We start from the raw sequence: 21,044 nt of genomic DNA, 5'->3' as shown, positions 1-21,044 counted from the left end.
CGGGCTTTTTTGCTTTTATGGTGCTAAATCGTCCTGCACGGTGATGAGGTGATGCACAGTGATAAAAAGACGAATTAGCGCAAGGTGAAATGAGCAGCCTTCACAGTAGCCTCTCTTATCACTCTGAAACATACACCCTCAGCTACAGCTAAACTGGCTTGCTTCACCTTGCGTAAAAAGAGCGGGTTCACTTCGTTCACTGTCGCTAGCCTTTTACACCTTTCTTGCGCAAAGCAAATGTACTCGCCTAGCTCGCTGTCATTAACTTTGCACTTCTTCACTGTCGGTAACCTTTTGCACTATTAACCCGCATCTATCCTTGTTTTCACTGAGTCCGAATTTATAGCTCAGGCATAGTAATAACATCCATTAAAACAAGGAAACTGTGATGAATATAGACTTCGACATGCTGCGTCATATCATGCCTCAGGCTAAAGACAACGACATCCAACACTACTTACCAGCTATCCAAAACAGATTAGCTACTTTTGATATTAATACCCCGTTACGTGTTGCGCATTTCATTGCGCAAATTGCTCATGAAAGTGGTCAGTTTAAATATAAGGTTGAAAACCTAAACTATAGTGCGAGAGCATTGCGATTGGTGTTCGGTAAATACTTTCAAACCGATGATATTGCTGAACAATATGCGCGAAACCCAGAGAAAATTGCTAATGTTGTGTATGCCAATCGCATGGGTAACGGTGATATAGGCTCTGGTGATGGCTGGAAATATAGAGGGCGAGGATTAATACAGTTAACAGGCAAAGAAAACTATCGAACCTGTGGGAATGCCATAGGCTTACCGCTTGTTGAGCAACCTGATGGTCTTGCAAACGATCCAAATGCGGCGGTGATGACTGCATGCTATTTCTGGCATAGCCGTCACCTGAATCAATATGCTGATCAAGACGACCTAAAGTCAATTACTAAGCGCATAAATGGTGGTTACCATGGTCTTGAAGAGCGAGCTAAGTTTCTTAATAGAGCAAAGCAGTATCTTGAAATTCAAGGAGCGGATGTATGAGTAACTTCACTCTAGATGACTTGGAAAAAGCACAATCTCTTGTCTTCAGTAAAGATAAACTTCGTACTTGGCAGCAGTTAAGTGAGTTACTGACAGCACAATTAGATACTGTAAAAAAAGAGCCTGATCCATTTTCTACTTGGTGGAATACTAACTTCGCGCTCTTTAGTTCAGTCCAAGTACAGATTTGTGCAGTAAATGCTGGTTTTGCGTCTTTCGAAGATGAGTATATTGAAATAAGTAACTTAGGACCTTCTATTATTGATTTATCAGGCTGGCGATTGAATGCAGGCTCTGAAGGCCAAGACTATGATTTCAACAAGCACACTTTGCTATTTCCACAAGATGTTATCCGTGTTTATACAAATCGTGAAAATGCCTATAGCTTTGATAGTCGCCGACCCATTCTAAATAATAATGGGGATACGGTTTCTCTTTATGACAATCAAAGTAATTTAGTGAGTTGTTATGCGTATGGACGTGATGCGCATCATGATGTTGGGATCACACATATCTTTTTTGATGGTAATGACCCGAAGAAAGAATCCGATGAATATATAGAGATCGGCAATTTAGGCAATCATATTGTTGATCTGAGCCTTTGGGAAATTACTTCTAATGGAGGACAGAGATTTCAATTCCCTCTGGGTAGCAAGCTTATGCCTCACTCTGAACTTAGGGTTTATAGCAATCAGATTAATGAGTCGACAGGTGGGTTCTCATTTAATAGCAACAGGGCAATTTGGAGTAATAACGGTGATGTTGGCAGGCTATTCGATTACCAAAAAGTATTGGTTTCAGAATATGCGTATGCATAGAGGGAGGGGCTAAGTGCCCCTTAGTTTATTAATGCGAAAGAAAAAACCAGAGCAAATAGTGAATAAACCCAGCCAAGATATTGTCACCCTAGTCGACGATGCATTGCAGTTACTCAATTATATATCTCGAGAGGGCGCTATTGAGCTAGATGAGCGTATTGCCAAAAATGTTGTTGAAGCTAAGTTTAAGGTCCAGAGCGGTACTTGGCAGGTTGAAGACGAAACCTTATTCCTTTTGAACTATGATGCATTATCAAAAGCTGTTCACCCAGTCACAGTTGAAAGTATTCAATCAGTTATACCAAATGAGAGAGCTGAAAAAAGAGCACCTACAAAAGCAGAAATTGCAGTTGCTTGGTATCGTCGTTATGCCTTATTGGCGCTGGTTTCTTTGCTGATTATTCAAGTGTACTACTTATTTGGAGCAAATCTAAATAGCAATTTAAAGCATGCCTTTACTGAAAAAGCGCAACTGACACTCAAATTAGAAACACTGCCAGCAAATAGCCTTGCTAATGAATACACACAACTTAATCAGGCGCTAGAGACCGTTGAGCAGCAGTTTGACGCAAACTATAGCCTATTAAAGTCTTGGAATCGCATTTGGATGCTGGGGTTTAGTTTTAACCCAAATTTACCTGATTACAATCAGTTGTCTTTTCAGCTTAGGGGAGAACAATTGAGCTTGAATGACCCTGAACTGAAGATAAAACAACAGCAACTTCAGCTAGAACAAGCCCATTATTTGTCTCAGCTAACCTTCTTTGAGCATGACTTATTTTCAGACTCTATTTTAAATGTGTTGCAAAGTTATATTCTGCCTTTGCTCTATGGCTTACTCGGTGCATTTATCTTTGTGCTCAGAGATCTTCTTCGTGAGATCAAATCCCTGACATTCACTTATGATGATGAAATACGTTATCGCTTAAGGTTACCCCTTGGATCATTGGCAGGCATGATTGTTGGTTGGTTCTTGAAACCTGAAGAGGCAGGTTTAGGTGCTTCGTTATCACCTATGGCTTTAGCTTTTCTGATGGGCTATCACGTTGAGATATTGTTTGCGATGATGGACAAAGCGATCGCTAATATTCGTAAACAACTCGAGCCAAATCAAACGACCCCTCAATCTAAGTAAGGCAGGGTTGGATAAATTGAAACTATCTAACCCTTGTCATTTGAACTGGCTACTTATTGAAGAAAGCGGCAAGTTGCTGGTTTAATTTATCTTGCTCTTGTTTAAGTTTTCCTAGCGTAACAAGTCCAACTAATGACCCTTTTAAGCAAGCTTGCACTTTTTGTTTTTGGCTAAAGTGTTTGGCTTTGAACTTGGGTTTAATCTTTTTGGGTTTATAGACTTTTAGTGTGCAGACAATTGCACTTATTAATGCTTTTTGGCTCATCTTTATCTCCTTACTTTCTCCTCCAGCATGTCTGAAATACATATTTAAAACCCTGTTAATAACACGATTCTAATTGCGTTAATGTCACCGAGTTTTCTTATTTAAGTTGCTTTACATTTAAACTTTCAATTTACGTTCTAAAACAAGTAAGGAATATCATGGAACATGAAAAGCATTTTGAGGCCGAGGGCTTTGAACGGCTAAATGTCTTGGAAAACAGAAGTACAGATCTTCATGAGAAGCTACTCAAACAAGGTCAAGCTATGGCACATTTTGCTTTGCAAAAGGGGTTAGCTGTGCCAAGTAAGCTGGTAGAGCAACTCCAACAGGAGCAAACTCACACAGACATTGCCAGTTTAACAAAAGCACATAATCAGTTAGCTGAACTCGTCGCGCCAGCAATGCCAGAAACAATTTTAATGATGGCCCAAGAGCAAGAAAAACAAACATGGTTTTTGTTTTTAGGCAGAGTGCCACTTATACGCAAAATGATGTTAGTGGCAATCATCTCTTTGGTTACGCTAATCAGCTTGAGCTTGTCTTCATATATTAACAACGACAATATGGTGGCCAGCATGTTTGATATGGAAGGTGCTCGTCTTTTGTATGTGCAAGCTATATTACTTGCCTCTGCGGCCATTGGTGCTTCGTTCTCAGCTTTATTTAAGGCAAACAGCTATGTTACAGCAGGATGTTTTGATGCCAAATACGAGAGCTCTTATTGGGTTCGATTTGTGGTCGGTCTCATCTCTGGCATTATTTTGACACAGCTTATTCCTATTAATTTAGATGCTGTAGCCAAAACCGCAGAGCAGAGCACGGGTATGGGAGGTGGAATGAGTCATGCCGCGTTGAAAATTACCATGGCTTTGGTGGGGGGCTTTTCGGCCAACTTGGTTTATACAATTTTAGATAGAATTGTTGATACCGCACAGTCGTTTATTTCGCCGCAACAACCAGAAGATCTAGAGACCGTCAAACAGGGTTTAATAAATCAATTTAAGTCTGAACAGCTTGAGTATGAAGCTCACCTTTCACAAGAGCTTATGGCAATTCAGCAACAAGTTGCGAGCTCACCCTCTATGTCGAGTGCTGATTTCCAGCAGTTACTCAGTCATTATCTAGCAAAGATTATTCGCAATGAGGAGAAGTAATATGGTTAAGTCTTGGTTAAAAGTATTGGTAGTGATTGGTAGCTTGTTGATTCTCAGCATGGCCTCAGGCTGTGCACTGCAAATGGTATCAAATTTTGATATGCAAACTGAGCAGCAGATCATGGATGTCGCTAAAAAAGTCGATAGGTTTTACGTACAGCTTAGTGAGCTGCCAAAAGAGAAGCGCACCTTTCACTTTAGTCAGAGTACATATCTCAATATTGAAGTTGAGTTATCAGCCCTGCTTATGCGTCAAAAAGTCAGAGAATTAAATGAGTTAACAACCAAGCAGGTGGAAATAACCCAAAACCTTTGGCTGCAAGATAAACAGCAGCATCAGCAAGTAAACAGTATTTCAGATTTTTTGATCAAAACGCGCAAGCAGCAGTATCAGCGACTTTTTCTTGCCATGATCCGTGGCGAACAAGCAAAACAGCAATAAAAGGACAACCTTATGAACATAAATGATTTATACAAACAGATGTTAGACACCGCCTTGAATGTCGTTGGTGATGAAGCACAGCAGATGTCAGGGCCTTTGCAAAAAGCGCTGAATGCGCAAAAAGCATCAATTGAAGCTTTAGCGCAGGCTAAATTAAATGGCGAGATAAATGAAGATGAGTTCACAGTTGAGCTTGAACGAGAAAAAGCGATTTTGGAAGTTGAACTTATCACTTTAGAAATCATAGCTAAAGCGACGGTCCAAAAAGCCATTAACGCCGCCATGTCATGTTTAACCTCTGCACTAGCTCGTTAAGTTATGATGTTGTATCCATCGAAGTGTTATGCACTTCGATGGTGAGGAGTTCACGATGACAGATAAAAAAAAGCGCCAGCAAGCGACTAGAGTCAGGATCATTCGACCGTTTAAGTTTGCGCCTATCCGAGTAGTAAGAATAACCCAGCGTTCAGCAATTGATGACTGCCAATCTTCTAGCCTCAAAAAAGGCGATGCATTAGAAGCTGAGAAAACGCATGTTGAAGGAGATTTAACAAAAGAGCCACAAGATGGTTTGGTGCTAGAAAATCAAAATGATATTAGTGATGCAGAGCAACCAGTTGAAACAGACGCGCCGTTGGCACATTTTGATAGCGCTGCAAACCCCTATGCATTCTATGTCGCACAAATACCCACTATGTTATGCAGTTTACCCTCGGAGGCCATGAGTTCTGTTAGTAATAGTGATAACGACAGAACACGTTCATTAACCGATGAAGTTCAAAATGCTCAGTATGACAAACAACTAGAAAGGCCAGAACCAGAGAGGGTAGAGTTAAACGAGCAAAGCCAGCTGGAAAAACAAACTTATAAATCTAATTTTGGAATGCCACACAAAGATATTCAACAAGCACGCTTTGGTGGGCAATCAGGCAACAAACTGAGCAAAGAGTTAAAACACAAACTTAATACCACGCATAGTGAAGATTCAGAAGAGCAAGTAAATATCACGGCTCAGCTTATTGCAAACAAGTTGCAGATAAGCTTGGGAGAGCTCACCTTTTGGTTAAGTAGTCCGAGGGAAGTAGTTAAGACTGTCATTACAGCAGACCTCGATAAGGTTTTACCTTTATTAAAACAAACCAGTAATATTCAATCACTGACTTTTGCTCATTTGCTACATGCTTATCAACAAAATGTATTCACTGAGGCGCAAGCATGGTCTATTGAACAGATGATAGCGCGATTAATATCCAAGTCAGCAAAAGAGCAAATTAGTTTAAATACCTTGCTGGCATTAGCCGCACAAGCTAAAGACGAAGACTATACCTTTGTGCAATGGATACAAAAGGGAAAAAGCAAATCGTTATTTAAGCCGTTGAGTGCTTTCACTCAAGCAGATAATCTTGATGAATTGAAAGACTCGGCTCCTAACCATTTTTTCTACGCCCCTTTCACCCTGTCTCTTGAATACTTAAATGAATGCTTAGTTGCACATCAACAACGCTGGCAAACATGGCTCCGTCAACCTCTAGTTAAAAGTGTAATTTAGCCTGACTAATTAGGCTTTTAACCCAAGTGAATTAGTTAGATTATTTTTAAACTCATTCAGACACAAATGACATATTAATCATGGAGTTTTCTGAATGACTAAACTAGTTTTTTGCTCTTGCGTTGCAGCAGATGGCCGCAAGTTCGCATTTTTAACCGACCAACCTGAAGTCGAAGAACTGTTTGATAATGGCTATAAGGTCGCTTACAAAGATAGAGATGGACGTGATACCCCTGAGTTATTGGCACATTGGCGCAGTGCCATAACCGTAGAATCAAAAGAATTCAGTTTGCTACCTGAAGACGACCAAATCCCAGGCAATGTGCAGAGTGCGTTCAACACCATGCTGTCTCACCTCGTGAAGGGGATTGATGTTTTCTTCTGTGATTACAACTTAGGCGTCGAAGGCGACTTACCTATGTGTAATCAAGTGATGGACGAGTTTAAGTCTACAGACTTTGTGTTGTTCTCATGTGCTGACATTGTTGGCACTGATCCCACAGTACAACCTTATATGGTGTCGTATTGTGCACCACGTTACCAGCAAGGTAGCAAATTGGCACAGCAACATCGTATTTATTGTAAAACCGATCCATTTGCATTCTGCCAAGCCATAAACGCCATTGTGGTGCAACGCCAAAAAGATGATTTAACTGGTGGTCATATTCGTAGCGATCTAGACCCTTATATCAATGAATCTCCAATAGACAAAGACACTGCAGATCAGGTGCTTAATAGATTTGTAGAATCACTGCGTAGTAACAACCCTGATACCGTTGCGATTGGGTATAGCGGTTAATAAAGGCCAGCGCCGCCTTCACTTAAAGTAACTTTTGAGTCAGAGGCGGCCTAAAAGGATTTCTATGGATCAGCAATTTCATTATTACGCAACGCTTGTAGCCGGGATCATGGCGGGTATGCCTTTACATGAGGCCAGAGAGTTAGCCTATTATTGTTACGGGACGAGCCAGCAGTTTGCTCACTGTAAGCAGACTGAATCTTGGCAGTTTAACGACTATCATTTTAAGCCAATTGTGACCCGCAAAGGTCGATCAGAACTGCGTTATGGACCGAATAACTGTGCTTTGGCTTTCGAAGTGTTTCCGGCGATGCAAACTTCGTCAAAAAGCGAGCACTCTGCATCGAGTAAAGTCACCTTGTGTAAAGTGGGCTCTAGTACTTCGGTGAATAACATGGCGCAACACAATACGCAATTTGCACAAACACAGTGTTTTTACAACCCGTTGACCGACGTAGATTGGCAAGGGGGAGGAGATTTAAAGCCTCATTTTAAGCAGCGTTTGGCCCATAGAGCCTCGCAGAAAACTCAAAGCTTAAAAACGCAATATGAGCTTCAAGCGCAGAGCAAGATATTCGACTCAGAATCGATTTCGGAACCTGACGATACACTGTCGTTATTGAAGCCACTTGAGAACAGTAAATTCATTCACAAAGCCATCAATGACGTGATTTACAAACAGCGTTATCACGACCTGGTGCGCTCTGCACCTTTGGCATTGCTTGGTAGTCGTTTGTTCGTACTGCAACAAAGTTGGTCTGCTCCTCATACAACCCAGTCACTTTTACATGCTTGGCTGAATACCTGGTTGGCCATTTATAGCTTTAAGCAAAACCGGCCTATGCCACAAATAGCGCCTTGGGAATTATTTAGCTCACAACCAGGGAGCGGTCAGTTTTTTAATAATTTGGAGCAATGTTTAGAGGAGTTAAATCGAAAGCGTTATGGCGAACCCGTTTGGTTAGCGCTTATTACTGACGCTTGCTCATCTCAGCAGCAAAGCACAAATTTTGATAAATCCCCTTTGTTGCTGCTTTATGGTTTAGCATTAAGGCCCGCGTATTTATTAGACCAAGCACAGAATTTATCGGGCGGTGACAAAGAGTTTGTTATTCACAATCTTAATGGCTTTAAGCAAAGCCAGTTCTACCAATTGAATGTGGCAGCGCACTATCATTGTGATTGGTTAGCCAGGCAACTCGCCAGTAAAGGCTTAAGTGCTTTTAACACCCAGCAGTCTTTAGGCAACTTAGCGCTTTGGAGAGCAGCATGAGATTATTTGAACTATTGATTGTACTCTGGTTATTATTTTTAACCCTTTATATGTTTGTACCTAGCTTTAAACTGATGGTAGATATGTTGTTATAAAGCCCAAAAAACGATGCTTTATTGGGCTTAGAAAATGCTTAAACTTGCTTTGACGGTCGCGAGAAGATATACGACACGACGGCTATTTTTATGCTGCCAACGACACAGGCAAGCCAAGCCGCCGGTGAAAGCACAATCAAAATGGCATAACTGATAGCCATACTTGTTGAGGCAAAGATTTTCGCTTTCAGTGGGATAATCTTATGCGTTTGCCACTGTCTTAGACTACAGCCGAAACGCGGATGACAGAGTAACCACTTTGCAAGTTTGGGAGACGTGTTTGAAAAGCACGCCAAAGCCAAAATAAAAAACACAGTGGTGGGCATAATGGGCAGAATAATACCAATCACACCAAGGGCGACAAATAAATACCCACATACCAGTAGGGCTATTCTTTTATAATTGGCTAAGGCGGCTTTTAATTTCATGGATATACGTGAGCCTGAAATGCTTGGAAACGCGTAAACGCTTGTCGAGCGCCTTCAATCAGTGCTTGCTCCTGTTGTTTGTTAAGCTCAACAGAGTCAATGAGTTGCACTAATTCACGCCATGCACTACCGCGGCCTGCACCTGGACCTGTTAAATAGCGCGCACCATGTTCTGCATTAAAGTTTAATTTTGCTTGCACTTGTTTACCTAGCATTGCAGCACCGACTTTTGAACCTTCAACTACATATAACCAGCCTAATGCCGTGGCGACATCGGTATTAATGGTGACGAAAGGTGGCAAATAAGCGGCTGGCAAGGTGGCTGCTAAATCCTCAAAATCTTGCTCAAGTAGGCTTAAGCGGCGGCGCGAAGTTAAATCAGGAATAAGCGCGAGTAACTCTGAGTGTTCATAAAGAGCGCTGACATCTCGCAAGAAATAAAATTGCAGACGCAAAAAGTCGAGATAGTTTTGTGTATTGGCAAACGGGTCTTGCGCCATAATGGTTTTATCAACGTTATCGTGAACATCCGCAGTAGCGAGTTTTAAATTTTGCGCACGAGAAAGAGTAGGGGCGACGGTCGTCATGAATGCTCCAAAAATAAAGAGTGCACTGAGTGAGCTCTATCACTCAGTGCGGGTTTATGATTTAAATAATGGTTTTACCGAAATGTATGAGGCTTAAAGTTTGAACTCTAAGCCAATTGAAATGGTTTGCCCTGGCTCAGGCATGGCCACGATAGAGCCGGTCGAGACCTTATATTGATCGGTTAAATTAGTGATGGCGATATTGCCTGTGATGTCGTCACTAAAGGTGTAATCAAAATAAAAGTCTAGCTGGTAACCCGCTGGAATGTACTCAAGTGCGGTAACACCAGTGCCTGATAAAAAGCCGCCCGGATGGTGTTTTTCTGTATGCTTTTTATAGGTGAAGCCTGTGTCGATAGCATCGTTAAAGAGTTTAGTACCAACAATGGCGATGTAGCTTTTTTCAGGTGGTACGCGAAGTGGCGTTAAACTGCCCGCAAAGCCAGTTTTATTACAGGTCTCGACGTCTGCAGCTTGTGCCATCAGGCTTGAACACATTTCTACGTTTGAATACTTGGTGTAAGATAATTTGCTGTAAAACAAGTCGCTCTGATAGTAAATACCCAGCTCTGTACCAGGTAGTTCGAACTTGTCATAGTTAGTGAAAGTAAATTTCTGATCCCAAGCTGGTTGACCAGGCTTAGGCAAAAAGCCCGTCGCTAACATATTTTCAATATTGGTGTAGAAGTACTCTGCAGATAAAACCAGTTTATCGCCATTTTGCATTAAGTTAGTGAATTCACTCTCGATACCAATGTCATAAGACTTTGTTTTTTCTGGGGTGATTGGGTAATCACTCGAGTAAGAAAAAACTTCATTAGAGACCGTTGTTTCATACAAGTTTGGCATTCTGTAAGCGTTACTGTATTTAGCTTTAACCGCGGTGTTATCAAGCAGGTGATATTTTGCTTGCAGGGTAAAGTCGGTTTTACCAGCAAACTTAAGGGTATTCTCGTCCTGAAAATCTTGGTTCACAGAATCATGGTGGTTTAGGTTTAAGGCCAGCTCCACAGGCGCGAGATCTACTTGTGCATTGGCAAAAATAGCACGCTTAGTTTGTTCACCGTTTCGCGACGTAGATCTGAGTTTGAAGTCTGCGGAATGCCAATCGCGCTTAAAGTTATCTTGCCAATATTTATGCGGAGAAAGCGTTTCGCTTTGCCAAGATAAACCATAAGTCAGTGTGACTGGTTTGTTTGCAACAGCAAAAGCCGACGCGTTTAACACGCTTACACCATGGCGCTTATTATTAACGCGATGAAAATATTGTCCGGCATTTTGACCTAGGTTGCTGCCAAGGGCATTGTACTGCTGCAAACGGGCACTGGTGCGCCATACGTTTACACTGAGATCTACAAGTGCATTGTTACTCGGCATAAGGCGATAAAGAGCACTGGCACTGTTTACCAGCGCAGAGCCCGGCTGCCATTGTGGCATGGTTTCAACGCCTTCTGGAATTTCTTCTGACATCCATTGGTCTTCACCATTTTCGTCAGCCTCTTTCCAAAACTTTGTGTCGCCAGCGCGTTGCTTGTACCAATAAGACGCGAGCATTTCACCGGCTTCTTGCTTATGAAAACGGGTGTTTACTTCAAGCGATTGCTCGTCAGTGAACTCGTAATTTAACTTGGCAAGATATGAGTCACTTTCAAAGCTGGTGTTTACCACTTCACCATTTTGATTGACTGGCGGTAGTATTAAAAAAGTATAGTCAGTTAAGATATACTCAGAAAAGGGTACATCGAGAGAATTTCCATGGGCATCTTTTGGTGCTTCAAAGCGCATTGAATCTACTTCTTCCACGAACTCTTCAAATCCCTTTGAACCCGCAAAATAGTTACCGACCTTTTTCTTGCTGTAAGCCAGTACGACTTTCAGTTTGTCTTGCTCGTAGGCGGTTGCCAAAGTAAAGCCGCCGCCAGCAAAATCTAAGGTGTCATTGTCATTACTTACTTCATAATAATTTTGAAGCCCGAAGCTTTCTGGTACATCTGGAGTATGGTTATTGTTATGGGTGTTTATTTTAACCAGCGCGCCAAGTTGTTCACCGCTTTTTAAAATGTCTTGGGTATCTAGCGTGCGAATACTCACCATGCCGCCAATTGCACCTGAACTAAATGGAGAGGCTTTTGCAGAAGCGCCTTTTTCGATATTTACTTTGCTGATCAGGTTTGAATCGATATAAGTTCTGTCAGATGAACCCATATAACCGCGGTTGGTATGGGTTGATTGCAAGCTGCCATCAATAAAAATGGGCACGCGACCTTCACCTTGTACGCCGCGAATACCGATATCAAGTGCGCCAGCTTCATTGCGGAGATTGTTCGCTTCAACGCCTGCAAAGCTAGAGAAAATATCTGAGTTCGATAAACCTTTAGTACGAGCGATTTGCTCTCGGTGCATATTTAATTTATCACCTTTGACTTCAATCACTTCGATGTCTTCTTGTACTCTATTAGAGCCATCAGGAATAAAACTTGTGTGTCTTGCTCTGGTTTTTGATGAAGAGTGTGCACGAACAGTGGCTTTAATGATGATGTTGTTGTCGATAATACGCGCGGTTAAATTGCTGTTTTTTAAGGTTAGCTCTAATGCTTGATCTAGACTAATCTCACCCTGAAGCGCAGGGGCTTGTAGGCCATTTAATAGGTTTGCATCTGCGATCAAATTCATACTTGCTGTTTTAGCAACTTGAGTGAGGGTATGGCTCAAAGGCTGTGTTGATAGATTAAACTCATAAACTGAAATTTGATCTTGTGCTGCTGAGGGTAAACTAAGGCCTAGTCCGAGCGCGAATGCAAGGGGAGTGAGTCGTGTGTTTAGTACAGAGCGAGTTCTCATTTTTATACGTCCAAATAAATTACCTATTATGAAAACGAATGAGAATGAGAACTCCTCAATAAAATTTTAAAGTTTTTTTATTTAATTTCGCTTGCTTATAATTACATGATTATTAAGGCTTTTAACTTCAACAGGCAAAGCGTGAGGTAACAAGGTAACGAAATTTTCCAACTCTGAAGCCAAAAAGGTCCCTGAAATAGTTAATGCGTTATGAGATTTGGTTGCCAAGGTGTAGCTAAAGTCATGATGACGGCTGAAGGTTTCAAGCGCTTCACTAAGGGGGGTGTTATCAAACATTAAGCGACCTTGTTTAAACGCATCGACGAGCGTGGTCTCAGGATCAAACTTGCTGATCACCATACCTGAGGCATCAATGGTTGCTACGTCACCTTTGATTAATTCAATTTGTTTACGCTGGTTTTGCACGCTGACGCGTCCATGTTCAACCATCACTCGTGTGCTATGAGATTTTTTATCCACCGAAAAGCGTGTGCCTAAAACGGTAATTGTACTGTTGCCTGTGTCTATTACAAAAGGGCGGGCTTTATCGCTTGCAACATCGAACACTACACGGCCTTTGAAGAGTTTATTTACTCTTTGCTCGTTATCGAAATTAACAGAAATAGAGGCTTTTGCATCGAGTGTGAGCGTACTCTGATCTGGTAATTCAATATCTGTGATTTCCCCACGTTTTGTTTGATAGCTGGCTTGAAAAGCAGCCGAGTCTAACGGAGTAGGCCAATTTAAGTAACTGAACAAGCAAACACTGAGTAGTGCAAAACATGCTGCGATTGCAAAAGGGCTTTGGCTTGTTCTTTTGGCTGTTTGATGTGTAGTTGTAACACTTTGCTTAAGGCTTTGAATGTCTTGCTCAGAAAATTGTGATAATAACTGCTCAACTTGTTTGCTTTCTTGATAAGCGAGCACATGTTTGCTGTCAGTGTCTAGCCAATCTTGAAGGGCGAGTGCTTGTTGCTGGTTTAGACCTTGCTTTTCGAGCTCTAACCAACGATCCACTTGCTGTTGAATGTGTAAGTTTTGACGGTCCATTTCTATTCTCTTATTGTTTTTTTAGTGCTTGTCGACACGCAAGCATCGCAGTAGCTAGGTGCTTTTCAACCATACTCACTGATATCCCCATTTCTTCTGCGATTTGTGCTTGGTTTAGATTTTTAAATTTGTAGAGTACAAAAGCTTGCTTGCTCTTCAATGGTAAAGACTCAATACTACGGTTTAGAATTGCCAGCTGTTGCTGACTCGCTAACTTCGCTTCGGGCTCATAAAAGTTCGGGGCAATCAGCTCAGTCTCATCTGGCTCAGCAATAGGCTGATTTTTGCGATACTGATCGATCACAATATTCTTGGCGGCTTTGAAAAAAAGCGCGCGCTCTTGAGTTCTATCTTGCTTTGGATGACTGCGATGGTAGCTCAGCAGACGTGTGTAGGCTTCTTGCACAATGTTTTGAGCTTTGTCTTTGCATCCAACTGAGCGAGCGATATAACTTAACACTTCAGAGTAATAACGTTCCAAAATACACCAGTTTGATTTTCAAAAGTCGCGCATACTAGCAAGAGAACCCACTAATGAGAATAGTTATCGATGCTATTTAAGAGTAAAGTACCAAATTTATATACAAAGCTTGAGGATGATCAAAGAGAGAAGTGAGTTTGAGGCGAGCAAGCTTAATAAACCTGAGTTCAGGTTTATTAAGCTAACTCTTACGAATTAATAACAAGCTTGAATATGATCGGTAAAGCAAGGCTTGGCACTTAAGCAATCACGAAAAGTTTCTTGACCATGGCAGTTGTATTCAAAGGTATTACAAAAAGCATAAAAGCTCGGTCTTACACCCCCACCTTGCACTTGAGGCGTTTGCCGTATGTTTAGGGTGTTTGTTGTAGAGAGGCTTTTGAGACTGGACTTTTTTAAACGAATTTTCATAACTTTCCTTATTAATGTTAATTAAAAGTTAAAATTAACATTGAGCTTCAACAAGGTCAATTTTCGTTCTGTAAAAATTGTAGCTAACGGCTAAGAAGTTAGTCTGTAAATTCAATCAGTTTCCCCGATTCATTTTGATGCCTTAAGTACACAATAGCATTCCAACCAGTTAAAGGAGTAGCGACATTCAGCATGAGCAGAATTCGTTCGCGCAAGGATGCGGCCTTTGTTGGCACCTCCCAAAACGCAGGTTTGGCCGCTCTTTTGAGCGGTCTTTTTTAAACTTTCTTCGTGTATTTAAAAGGTACTTAAATCATGATCGATAAAGGAAATAATGAGACTAAGCAAACCCAAAAAACAGGGTTATTAGACAAAGCTAAAAACCATTTAAAGGGACTTGTGCTAGGGGGGCTTGGGGTTGTTTCTGCGGCTGCAGTACCCGTATGGCAAATCTACTTTGTAGAAACGTCCGAGGTGGCTATTGAGGTTACTTCAATCAGTCGAATTGAATCGGATCATTTTAAGGTCGCTCTTGATACCGATGAACTGCAAATGCTCGAGCCTTACATTACTGAAAACTTGTTGTATGAATTTAATCACTTGGGACAAAGGGGCGATAAAATTGACTTTCCTGAGTTCTCTCTTGCCACTCTATTTACTGCCTATGATAAAGCAAAACAAGACCTTAAAAATATCTCAATCACAAAAACGAAATTACAACAAAGCATAGAGCGAATAGACGCTTATTTAGATCCAGCCAATCAACAGTATCCGTTGGATGAGTTTCGTGTCAGCGAGTTAAAAAGCTGGGATTTGAGTAATCACATTGATGACGCCGAAGCACAGTATTTTGAGAACCAAGTGTTAGCTATTACACGAGATTATTCGCAGATGGAATTTAATACCCAAGCACAGCCTGCACTCAATCTGTCGGCATTGGCATTTCTACTTAATGATGTAAAAGAAGATATAACTGATGTGATCCGTGAGTCGAATAATCGCCATGAACGTTTAAGAGATGATATTCGCAATATCGAAACACAATTACAAAAACTAAAAGATCAGCAGTTTGAGCAAAATACGTTTTTTACTGTGGACGCCGTTGTGTCGAACTCGGGTAGAGCGAGCACATCTTTGCGGCCTTTAGCACTGATGCGAGTGCAAATTAGTGATAACAACTATGTTGATATTCGCCTAGAGCAGCAACGTTACTCAGAGCAATCTGAGTTACTACCATCCTCTACCAATATGTTGAGCTATCGCTCATTAGAGCTATATTCTTTTCCGAGTGAAGATCAGGCATTGATCAACACCTTTTGGGGCAGCACTGGGCGCGTGCAAATGTATGCGATGGACACTCAGCAAAATGTATTCAGTTCAAATCAAATTGCTTTTGTCGATAATCGAAATCAAAAAGTCATTTTAGATAAACTAAAAGAAGTGGCCTCAAAGCAAATGCAGTAACTTATTAATTAGGCGAAAATTTTTACGGCGCTTTCAAAGGCAACTGATTGCGTGAGAAAGTCTGTTTTAACACCACGGTGGATTCAATTGCTGCGATACTACTGATCTGCCCCAAAGACTTCTTTACGAAGCTTTCGTAGTGGCTTAAATCTTTGGCGACTATTTTCAGCAAATAATCATAACTGCCTGTGATCACCGAGCACTCCATTACTTGCTCAAGGGCTTCTACTTCGTTTTCAAATTCATCGGCGAGCTTATCAGAATTGGCATTTAGCCTGACTAGGGCATATACCAAAATCGATAGGTTAAGTTTTTCTCGGTCTAGAATGGCCTGATAGCCCTTAATAATACCTTCTTGCTCAAGCTTTTTGATCCTTCTAAGGCAAGGGGTGTCAGATAAATTAACCTGTTGTGCCACTTCAGTGGTTGTCATTCGGCCACGATACTGTAACAGGTCTAAAATGGCTAAATCTTTACTATCAACACGCATGTTGGTTAATTCCGCTAATTTTAATTATTATTTTATTAAATATCACTCATTGAGGGCGGAATAATCAAGTTTATTGGTGAATTATTATCACAGCCTACTGCTACTATTAATTTATCAATACCAATAAGAATAAAAAATTATGACAGCGTGTACACGAGAGTTTGATGTTTGGATCCGCAGTTCATTCTGCGAGATAAACTCACAACTCGAAACCTTGTATTGGCAGCAAGAAGACAAAGCGAATGTCGAACATGTCGGTGAAGCATTAAAGCAACAATTGCAGAGTGAAGGCACAGAGTTGATCAAAGCTTTAGTAACCGAAGGCAATACCGATGAAGGATTCGATAATGCCTTTGATTTACTTGGCAATGTTGGCCTCTATATGGCAGCTTGCAGACGCCATGAAATAACTGAGCCGAGCCGAGAGCGTACTTCACCCTTAGTTGAAGCTTCTACATTGGCCATGCACATTGGCGCGTCGATAGGTGTCACGCCGCGTTTTGCCACTGCGCATTTAACGACACACAACACCGCGGTAAATGGCGTGTATAAACGCTTTACTGATCTAGCGGACGAAAAAATCTTCGTTGATTACAACACCAAGGGAATTTTGGCCTATAAACGCGCCGCTGATGCTTTGTTAAAAATCTTACCGCTGGGCGTATCTCACCCAATCACGGGCGATTTATTAAAAGTTGCTAAATATGCACTGCAAGATGTGATTGATTCTAACCAAGAGTTGTTTGATAAGCTCGACACCGACCGATTTTTTTATTGTGTAAGACCTTATTACAAACCGCATCGTGTTGGTTCTCAGATTTATCGTGGTGCCAATGCTGGAGACTTTGCAGGTATTAATGTGATTGATATGCTGCTGGGATTATGTGTTGCCAATGAGCCTAGTTACTCACAAATGCTGGTGGATAAATTCTTATATATGATGCCTGAAGATCAGCAAATTTTGCGCGACTGTATGCGACGCACAAGTTTGATGGATTCATTTTTAAACCTTGAAAACCAGCATAACGCTTCTTGGTATCAAGAGAATGTATCCTTGTTTTTAGAAGTGTGCGAGTTACATGGAAAAGGTGCTACACAGCATCATAACCAATTGGTTGAAAAGTATATTGCACAGCCTTCAAGTTCAATGGCAGAGCAACACCTAGATAAAGTGACGGCAAGTGGCCCGCCACTATCAGTATTACTAGGCTCACTCGAAAAACTGCGTGATCGTCGCGCCGCCAATCAACGAGATGATATTTTTACTCGTTACCACGATATTCAAAAACTCAAAACCATGTTAAGTAGATAACCTGATGAAGCAAGATTTTGTATTACCGAGTGACACCTACTTATTGAATCACTCGGTTGGAAGACCACTAAAAAGCGCTGAGAGTCATTTTAAGCAAAGCTATTTATCACCATGGCAAGACTCGGGTAGAGAACCTTGGCAAGCTTGGCTGGCTGTTATTACTGAGTTTCAACAGGCGTTGGGCCGACTGTTTAACTCATCACCTATGCAGTTTTGCCCGCAAGTTAATTTATCGAGTGGACTTACAAAACTCATAATGGCTTTGCCTGAGTTAAACGAAAATAGTGTCGTGCTAATGAGTGCGCAAGACTTCCCAAGTATGGGATTTGCGGTGCAAAAAGCACTTCCTGACGGGGCGACAATTCGCTATGTCCCTGAACACACAGACATCACGCAAATTGACGTTTGGCAGCAACATTTAACTGCCGATGTCGATTTAGTTTTTGTGAGTCAAGCCTACTCAAATACGGGGCAGGTCGCGCCAGTCAATGACATTGTAAAGTTTGCTAAAGCCAATCAAACCTTGAGCATTATCGATGTTGCGCAATCTGCTGGGGTCATTCCTCTAGATTTAACCGAACTTGATGCCGATTTTATGATTGGCTCAAGCGTAAAGTGGCTATGTGGTGGCCCAGGAGCTGCCTATTTATGGCTTAATCAGAAGCATATTGAGCGATTAGTGCCAAAAGATGTGGGTTGGTTTTCTCATGAAAACCCGTTTGAGTTTGATATTCACCATTTTGCTTATCACGACAGCGCCTTGAAGTTCTGGGGCGGTACGCCCAGTGTTGCCCCTTACGCTTTTGCCTCACACAGTATTGACTATTTCTCTAAGCTTGGGGATAAGCTTAGGAAGCATAACCAACACTTAATAGATTTACTGATCCAACATTTGAACGAACAAGTGGTTTCACCGCACGATAGAAACCACCGCAGCGGGACTGCGATTATAAATCCGAAAATGGGGGTAGAAGCGGTAATGGCTGAATGTGCTCAAGCGGGGATCAGCCTCGATGCTAGAGTGCATGGCCTTCGTGTTTCACCGCATGTTTATAATGACGAGAGTGATATTTTTAAGCTGGTAGGTATATTCAGGTAACCCTTGCCTGATCCAAGGTAACTCGTTCCATTAACTCAACCTGTGTTGGTTGGGTTAATGAGAATACTTGGCTAATAGTTACTGTTTGAACATTCTTTTAACTTAAATATTGCATTGATAAAGCAAATAGATCTGCAATAAATGATAAATTTCTATCAAAGGTACACTTGCATCTAAATCGACCAAGATTTAACATTCCTACCAAAATAATAATAATTCCTAATCATGTACCGCATTTCCCTCATTTTAATTTTTGTTTTGCTCTTAAGCGGCTGTGCTAATGCACCTAAAACCGATTCTAATCACTTAGCAATACGGCCCGTGTGTTGTGAAAACGTCACAGAAATGGACTTTGAAAAACAACCCAGAAAGCAGCAAATAAAATATGATTTAAAAAAGCAAAGCGTTCGATCATTTGGGTCATTTAATAGCCCATTTGTAGCAATCGAAAAACCTGAAAACAGTCGTTTTGTGCAGGTATTTAGCTATGCCAATGGGTTGTTTGTAAATAACGCCACTTTTGTTTATCCGTTACTACAAGTTTATGATAGTGAGAAGAAATTAATTTCCTCACTTAAACCTTACGAAGCTTGGAACAGTGGCTTGCCAACGACGCTCGATATGCAAGGAAACTTGTTTTACAAAACTCAGTTTACGCTACCTCAAAATGCTACTTACTTAGTGTTTTATGTCGATAGCAGTCTAGTAGGGGAGCCGGTGAGAATAAATTGGCTTTCAAACGTTGGCGGTAGTGAATACAAAACACTTAGATTTACTAATTACTCTGAGTTAGGGATTACGTTTCTTTAGTTTAAGAGTATTAACCTATAAATAAAATAATGAGTCGGGAAACCATGAGACTATTACTATCTTTCGTATTTGTGTTGTTTTTAGCGGGCTGTAAATCAAGTCCAACATACTTAAATGCAACGCAACTACAACAGCAATATCAAAATATTGGCTATGCAGGATTCTATGTTGAGGAAGGGCTTGAAAGCCATGAAGCCCATTTAAAATCTTACCTTCAAGAACCTCTGAAAGCTGAACTGATAAAGAAAGGCTTTAATGTCATTGACGCGAGTCAGGTTCATGAAACTTATCGAGCGCTATTAGCTAATACGGATAATCTTTATGATCCTTTAACTGGTCAAGAAAATGAAAATCTCAAAAATGATATCTGGAGACAAGCACTGGCTAAAACCAAAGCAGAGCTTGGTTTAGATGCCTTTATGTTTATGGGGGTTGACGTCGTAAGAGCGCATTTCACGCATAATATTTTTCTTGGCAAAGTAGCAAGATGGAACGGTCAAGAGGAGTCTTATTTATCGGATTCAGCCAGTACTGGCGACGCCATATTATCATTTATGCAGGGTAAACAAGGTTATGTACCTGGTAGCCGAGTTTATATGCGTTTTCGCGACGAGCAAGAAAACTTATTAAGCTTTGGTGCTGGAGGTATCGAACTCGTTGCTCAGTTTAATGGTGATGGCGAGATAGAAGTAAAGCCTGAAGATAAAATCTTTAAAGATACAGCTAAGTTTGACTCGGCTATTCAATTTGCATTACGCGAATTTGAAAGTCATAAAGGTAAAAAGTAATGCGTGTTTTATTAATGATGCTTGTATTGGCTCTGACTGGTTGTAAGTCAATGTATAACAGTGACCCAGCTGTTGTAACAGAGCCAATTTTGGTTGGGCAAACCTCTAAAAGTCATGATATTGCTTATGTGTGGTTACCAACGGCCAATACCGGTATTAAAGCGCTCTATAAAGAAGCCTTTAATAACAATATGACTGAGTTTTCAAGTCAATACAGCCTAAGTAATCATTATAATGAGCTTCAGGATCATTTTGATGACTTCATCATAGAGCAGGGTGGGGCATTTAATCACAAAACGGGTGAGTTGAAAGTAGAGGTTTTATTAGCTGGTTTAACAAGCACGTACAAACAAATGCAAAAAAAGCACGCTGCTTTTGAACACTTAGTGGTATTGCACCCTGTTGATTATAATACTCGTGTAGAAAATGGATATGCACATTGGCATGGTGTTAAGCAGCAAATGGTTATTGTTGCGAGCAGTGCTGTTGAATATCGGGATGTGATGAGTTTAAAAGTACAATATTTCGATCCAATTGATGAGGCTTTTGAATATCACTTAATCGGTCTTGATATGCATGCGCCGAATCTAGAAGACAAGACAAAGTACTTCGACGTGATCAAACATATTTTCAGACCAGTATCAAAGCTTCAAGCGCCTAACTAACTTTTAGCTCCCTAAAGTGAATGCCTTAGGGAGCGACCCCCCAGCTATATAGGTGTAAATC

At 41.1% G+C, this 21,044-nt stretch carries 22 protein-coding genes; 15 read left to right on the top strand and 7 right to left on the bottom strand.

Annotated elements, in window-relative coordinates; genetic code table 11:
* Positions 1-388: 388 nt before the first annotated feature.
* The 3 genes from C1E24_RS09200 to C1E24_RS09190 are packed head-to-tail and all read left to right on the top strand — an operon-like array spanning position 389 to position 2,980.
* On the top strand, positions 389-1,027 hold the full coding sequence (locus tag C1E24_RS09200; protein ID WP_138480735.1) for a glycoside hydrolase family 19 protein: 639 nt from the start codon (positions 389-391) through the stop codon (positions 1,025-1,027).
* Positions 1,024-1,845 carry a lamin tail domain-containing protein gene (locus C1E24_RS09195; RefSeq protein ID WP_138480733.1) on the top strand — a complete coding sequence of 274 codons (822 nt, stop codon included), beginning with the start codon at positions 1,024-1,026 and terminating at the stop codon, positions 1,843-1,845. The genes C1E24_RS09200 and C1E24_RS09195 overlap by 4 nt, the downstream gene beginning before the upstream one ends.
* 31 nt (positions 1,846-1,876) lie before the next feature.
* A complete protein-coding gene (locus C1E24_RS09190; RefSeq protein ID WP_138480731.1) occupies positions 1,877-2,980 on the top strand; it encodes a hypothetical protein in 1,104 nt (367 codons plus the stop codon).
* 49 nt (positions 2,981-3,029) lie between these two features.
* Here C1E24_RS09190 and C1E24_RS09185 read toward each other — a convergent pair whose 3' ends face one another.
* Positions 3,030-3,245: a hypothetical protein gene (locus tag C1E24_RS09185; protein ID WP_138480729.1), complete on the bottom strand. Its 216-nt coding sequence runs from the start codon at positions 3,243-3,245 to the stop codon at positions 3,030-3,032.
* 158 nt (positions 3,246-3,403) lie between these two features.
* Here C1E24_RS09185 and C1E24_RS09180 point away from each other — a divergent pair, with 158 nt between their 5' ends.
* The 6 genes from C1E24_RS09180 to C1E24_RS09155 all read left to right on the top strand — a co-directional run bounded on the left by C1E24_RS09180 (position 3,404) and on the right by C1E24_RS09155 (position 8,462).
* Positions 3,404-4,399, top strand: a complete 996-nt coding sequence (locus tag C1E24_RS09180) for a hypothetical protein (protein WP_138480727.1) — start codon at positions 3,404-3,406, stop codon at positions 4,397-4,399.
* 1 nt (position 4,400) lies between these two features.
* On the top strand, positions 4,401-4,841 hold the full coding sequence (locus C1E24_RS09175; RefSeq protein ID WP_138480725.1) for a hypothetical protein: 441 nt from the start codon (positions 4,401-4,403) through the stop codon (positions 4,839-4,841).
* Between the two features lie 12 nt (positions 4,842-4,853).
* On the top strand, positions 4,854-5,156 hold the full coding sequence (locus tag C1E24_RS09170; protein WP_138480723.1) for a hypothetical protein: 303 nt from the start codon (positions 4,854-4,856) through the stop codon (positions 5,154-5,156).
* Between the two features lie 55 nt (positions 5,157-5,211).
* The gene (locus C1E24_RS09165; RefSeq protein ID WP_138480721.1) at positions 5,212-6,390 is read left to right on the top strand and encodes a hypothetical protein; all 1,179 of its coding nucleotides are present in this window, start codon (positions 5,212-5,214) and stop codon (positions 6,388-6,390) included.
* Positions 6,391-6,484: 94 nt separating this feature from the next.
* Positions 6,485-7,189, top strand: coding sequence for a hypothetical protein (locus C1E24_RS09160; RefSeq protein ID WP_138480719.1), 705 nt, complete (start codon positions 6,485-6,487; stop codon positions 7,187-7,189).
* Positions 7,190-7,253: 64 nt separating this feature from the next.
* Positions 7,254-8,462, top strand: a complete 1,209-nt coding sequence (locus tag C1E24_RS09155) for a hypothetical protein (RefSeq protein ID WP_138480717.1) — start codon at positions 7,254-7,256, stop codon at positions 8,460-8,462.
* 133 nt (positions 8,463-8,595) lie between these two features.
* Here C1E24_RS09155 and C1E24_RS09150 read toward each other — a convergent pair whose 3' ends face one another.
* From C1E24_RS09150 to C1E24_RS09130, 5 genes are all read right to left on the bottom strand, one after another.
* Positions 8,596-8,985 (bottom strand): YbaN family protein, encoded by a 390-nt coding sequence (locus tag C1E24_RS09150; protein WP_138480715.1) that lies wholly within the window; start codon positions 8,983-8,985, stop codon positions 8,596-8,598.
* Complete coding sequence (locus C1E24_RS09145; protein ID WP_138480713.1) at positions 8,982-9,572, bottom strand: biliverdin-producing heme oxygenase; 591 nt, start codon at positions 9,570-9,572, stop codon at positions 8,982-8,984. The genes C1E24_RS09150 and C1E24_RS09145 overlap by 4 nt, the downstream gene beginning before the upstream one ends.
* Before the next feature lie 93 nt (positions 9,573-9,665).
* The gene (locus C1E24_RS09140; protein ID WP_138480711.1) at positions 9,666-12,413 is read right to left on the bottom strand and encodes a TonB-dependent receptor; all 2,748 of its coding nucleotides are present in this window, start codon (positions 12,411-12,413) and stop codon (positions 9,666-9,668) included.
* An 81-nt stretch (positions 12,414-12,494) separates the two neighbouring features.
* Positions 12,495-13,463 carry a FecR family protein gene (locus C1E24_RS09135; protein ID WP_138480709.1) on the bottom strand — a complete coding sequence of 323 codons (969 nt, stop codon included), beginning with the start codon at positions 13,461-13,463 and terminating at the stop codon, positions 12,495-12,497.
* A 10-nt stretch (positions 13,464-13,473) separates the two neighbouring features.
* The gene (locus C1E24_RS09130) at positions 13,474-13,944 is read right to left on the bottom strand and encodes an RNA polymerase sigma factor (RefSeq protein WP_138480707.1); all 471 of its coding nucleotides are present in this window, start codon (positions 13,942-13,944) and stop codon (positions 13,474-13,476) included.
* Between the two features lie 726 nt (positions 13,945-14,670).
* Between C1E24_RS09130 and C1E24_RS09125 the strand changes: the two genes are divergently transcribed.
* Entirely contained in the window at positions 14,671-15,819 is a 1,149-nt protein-coding gene (locus tag C1E24_RS09125) for a hypothetical protein (protein WP_138480705.1), read from the top strand.
* A gap of 22 nt (positions 15,820-15,841) precedes the next feature.
* Here C1E24_RS09125 and C1E24_RS09120 read toward each other — a convergent pair whose 3' ends face one another.
* Entirely contained in the window at positions 15,842-16,309 is a 468-nt protein-coding gene (locus tag C1E24_RS09120; RefSeq protein ID WP_138480703.1) for an Lrp/AsnC family transcriptional regulator, read from the bottom strand.
* Between the two features lie 139 nt (positions 16,310-16,448).
* Between C1E24_RS09120 and C1E24_RS09115 the strand changes: the two genes are divergently transcribed.
* The 5 genes from C1E24_RS09115 to C1E24_RS09095 all read left to right on the top strand — a co-directional run bounded on the left by C1E24_RS09115 (position 16,449) and on the right by C1E24_RS09095 (position 20,983).
* A complete protein-coding gene (locus C1E24_RS09115) occupies positions 16,449-17,621 on the top strand; it encodes a PrnB family protein (protein ID WP_138480701.1) in 1,173 nt (390 codons plus the stop codon).
* Between the two features lies 1 nt (position 17,622).
* Positions 17,623-18,720, top strand: a complete 1,098-nt coding sequence (locus tag C1E24_RS09110; RefSeq protein ID WP_171040847.1) for an aminotransferase class V-fold PLP-dependent enzyme — start codon at positions 17,623-17,625, stop codon at positions 18,718-18,720.
* Between the two features lie 345 nt (positions 18,721-19,065).
* Positions 19,066-19,530: a hypothetical protein gene (locus C1E24_RS09105; protein ID WP_240721974.1), complete on the top strand. Its 465-nt coding sequence runs from the start codon at positions 19,066-19,068 to the stop codon at positions 19,528-19,530.
* 44 nt (positions 19,531-19,574) lie between these two features.
* Entirely contained in the window at positions 19,575-20,318 is a 744-nt protein-coding gene (locus tag C1E24_RS09100; protein ID WP_240721973.1) for a hypothetical protein, read from the top strand.
* A complete protein-coding gene (locus C1E24_RS09095) occupies positions 20,318-20,983 on the top strand; it encodes a hypothetical protein (RefSeq protein ID WP_138480695.1) in 666 nt (221 codons plus the stop codon). The genes C1E24_RS09100 and C1E24_RS09095 overlap by 1 nt, the downstream gene beginning before the upstream one ends.
* Positions 20,984-21,044 lie beyond the last annotated feature (61 nt).

The sequence above is a fragment of the Pseudoalteromonas phenolica genome, assembly GCF_005876835.1.
Classification (GTDB): Bacteria; Pseudomonadota; Gammaproteobacteria; order Enterobacterales; family Alteromonadaceae; genus Pseudoalteromonas; species Pseudoalteromonas phenolica_B.
This window is presented reverse-complemented; position numbering and strand designations above follow the sequence as displayed.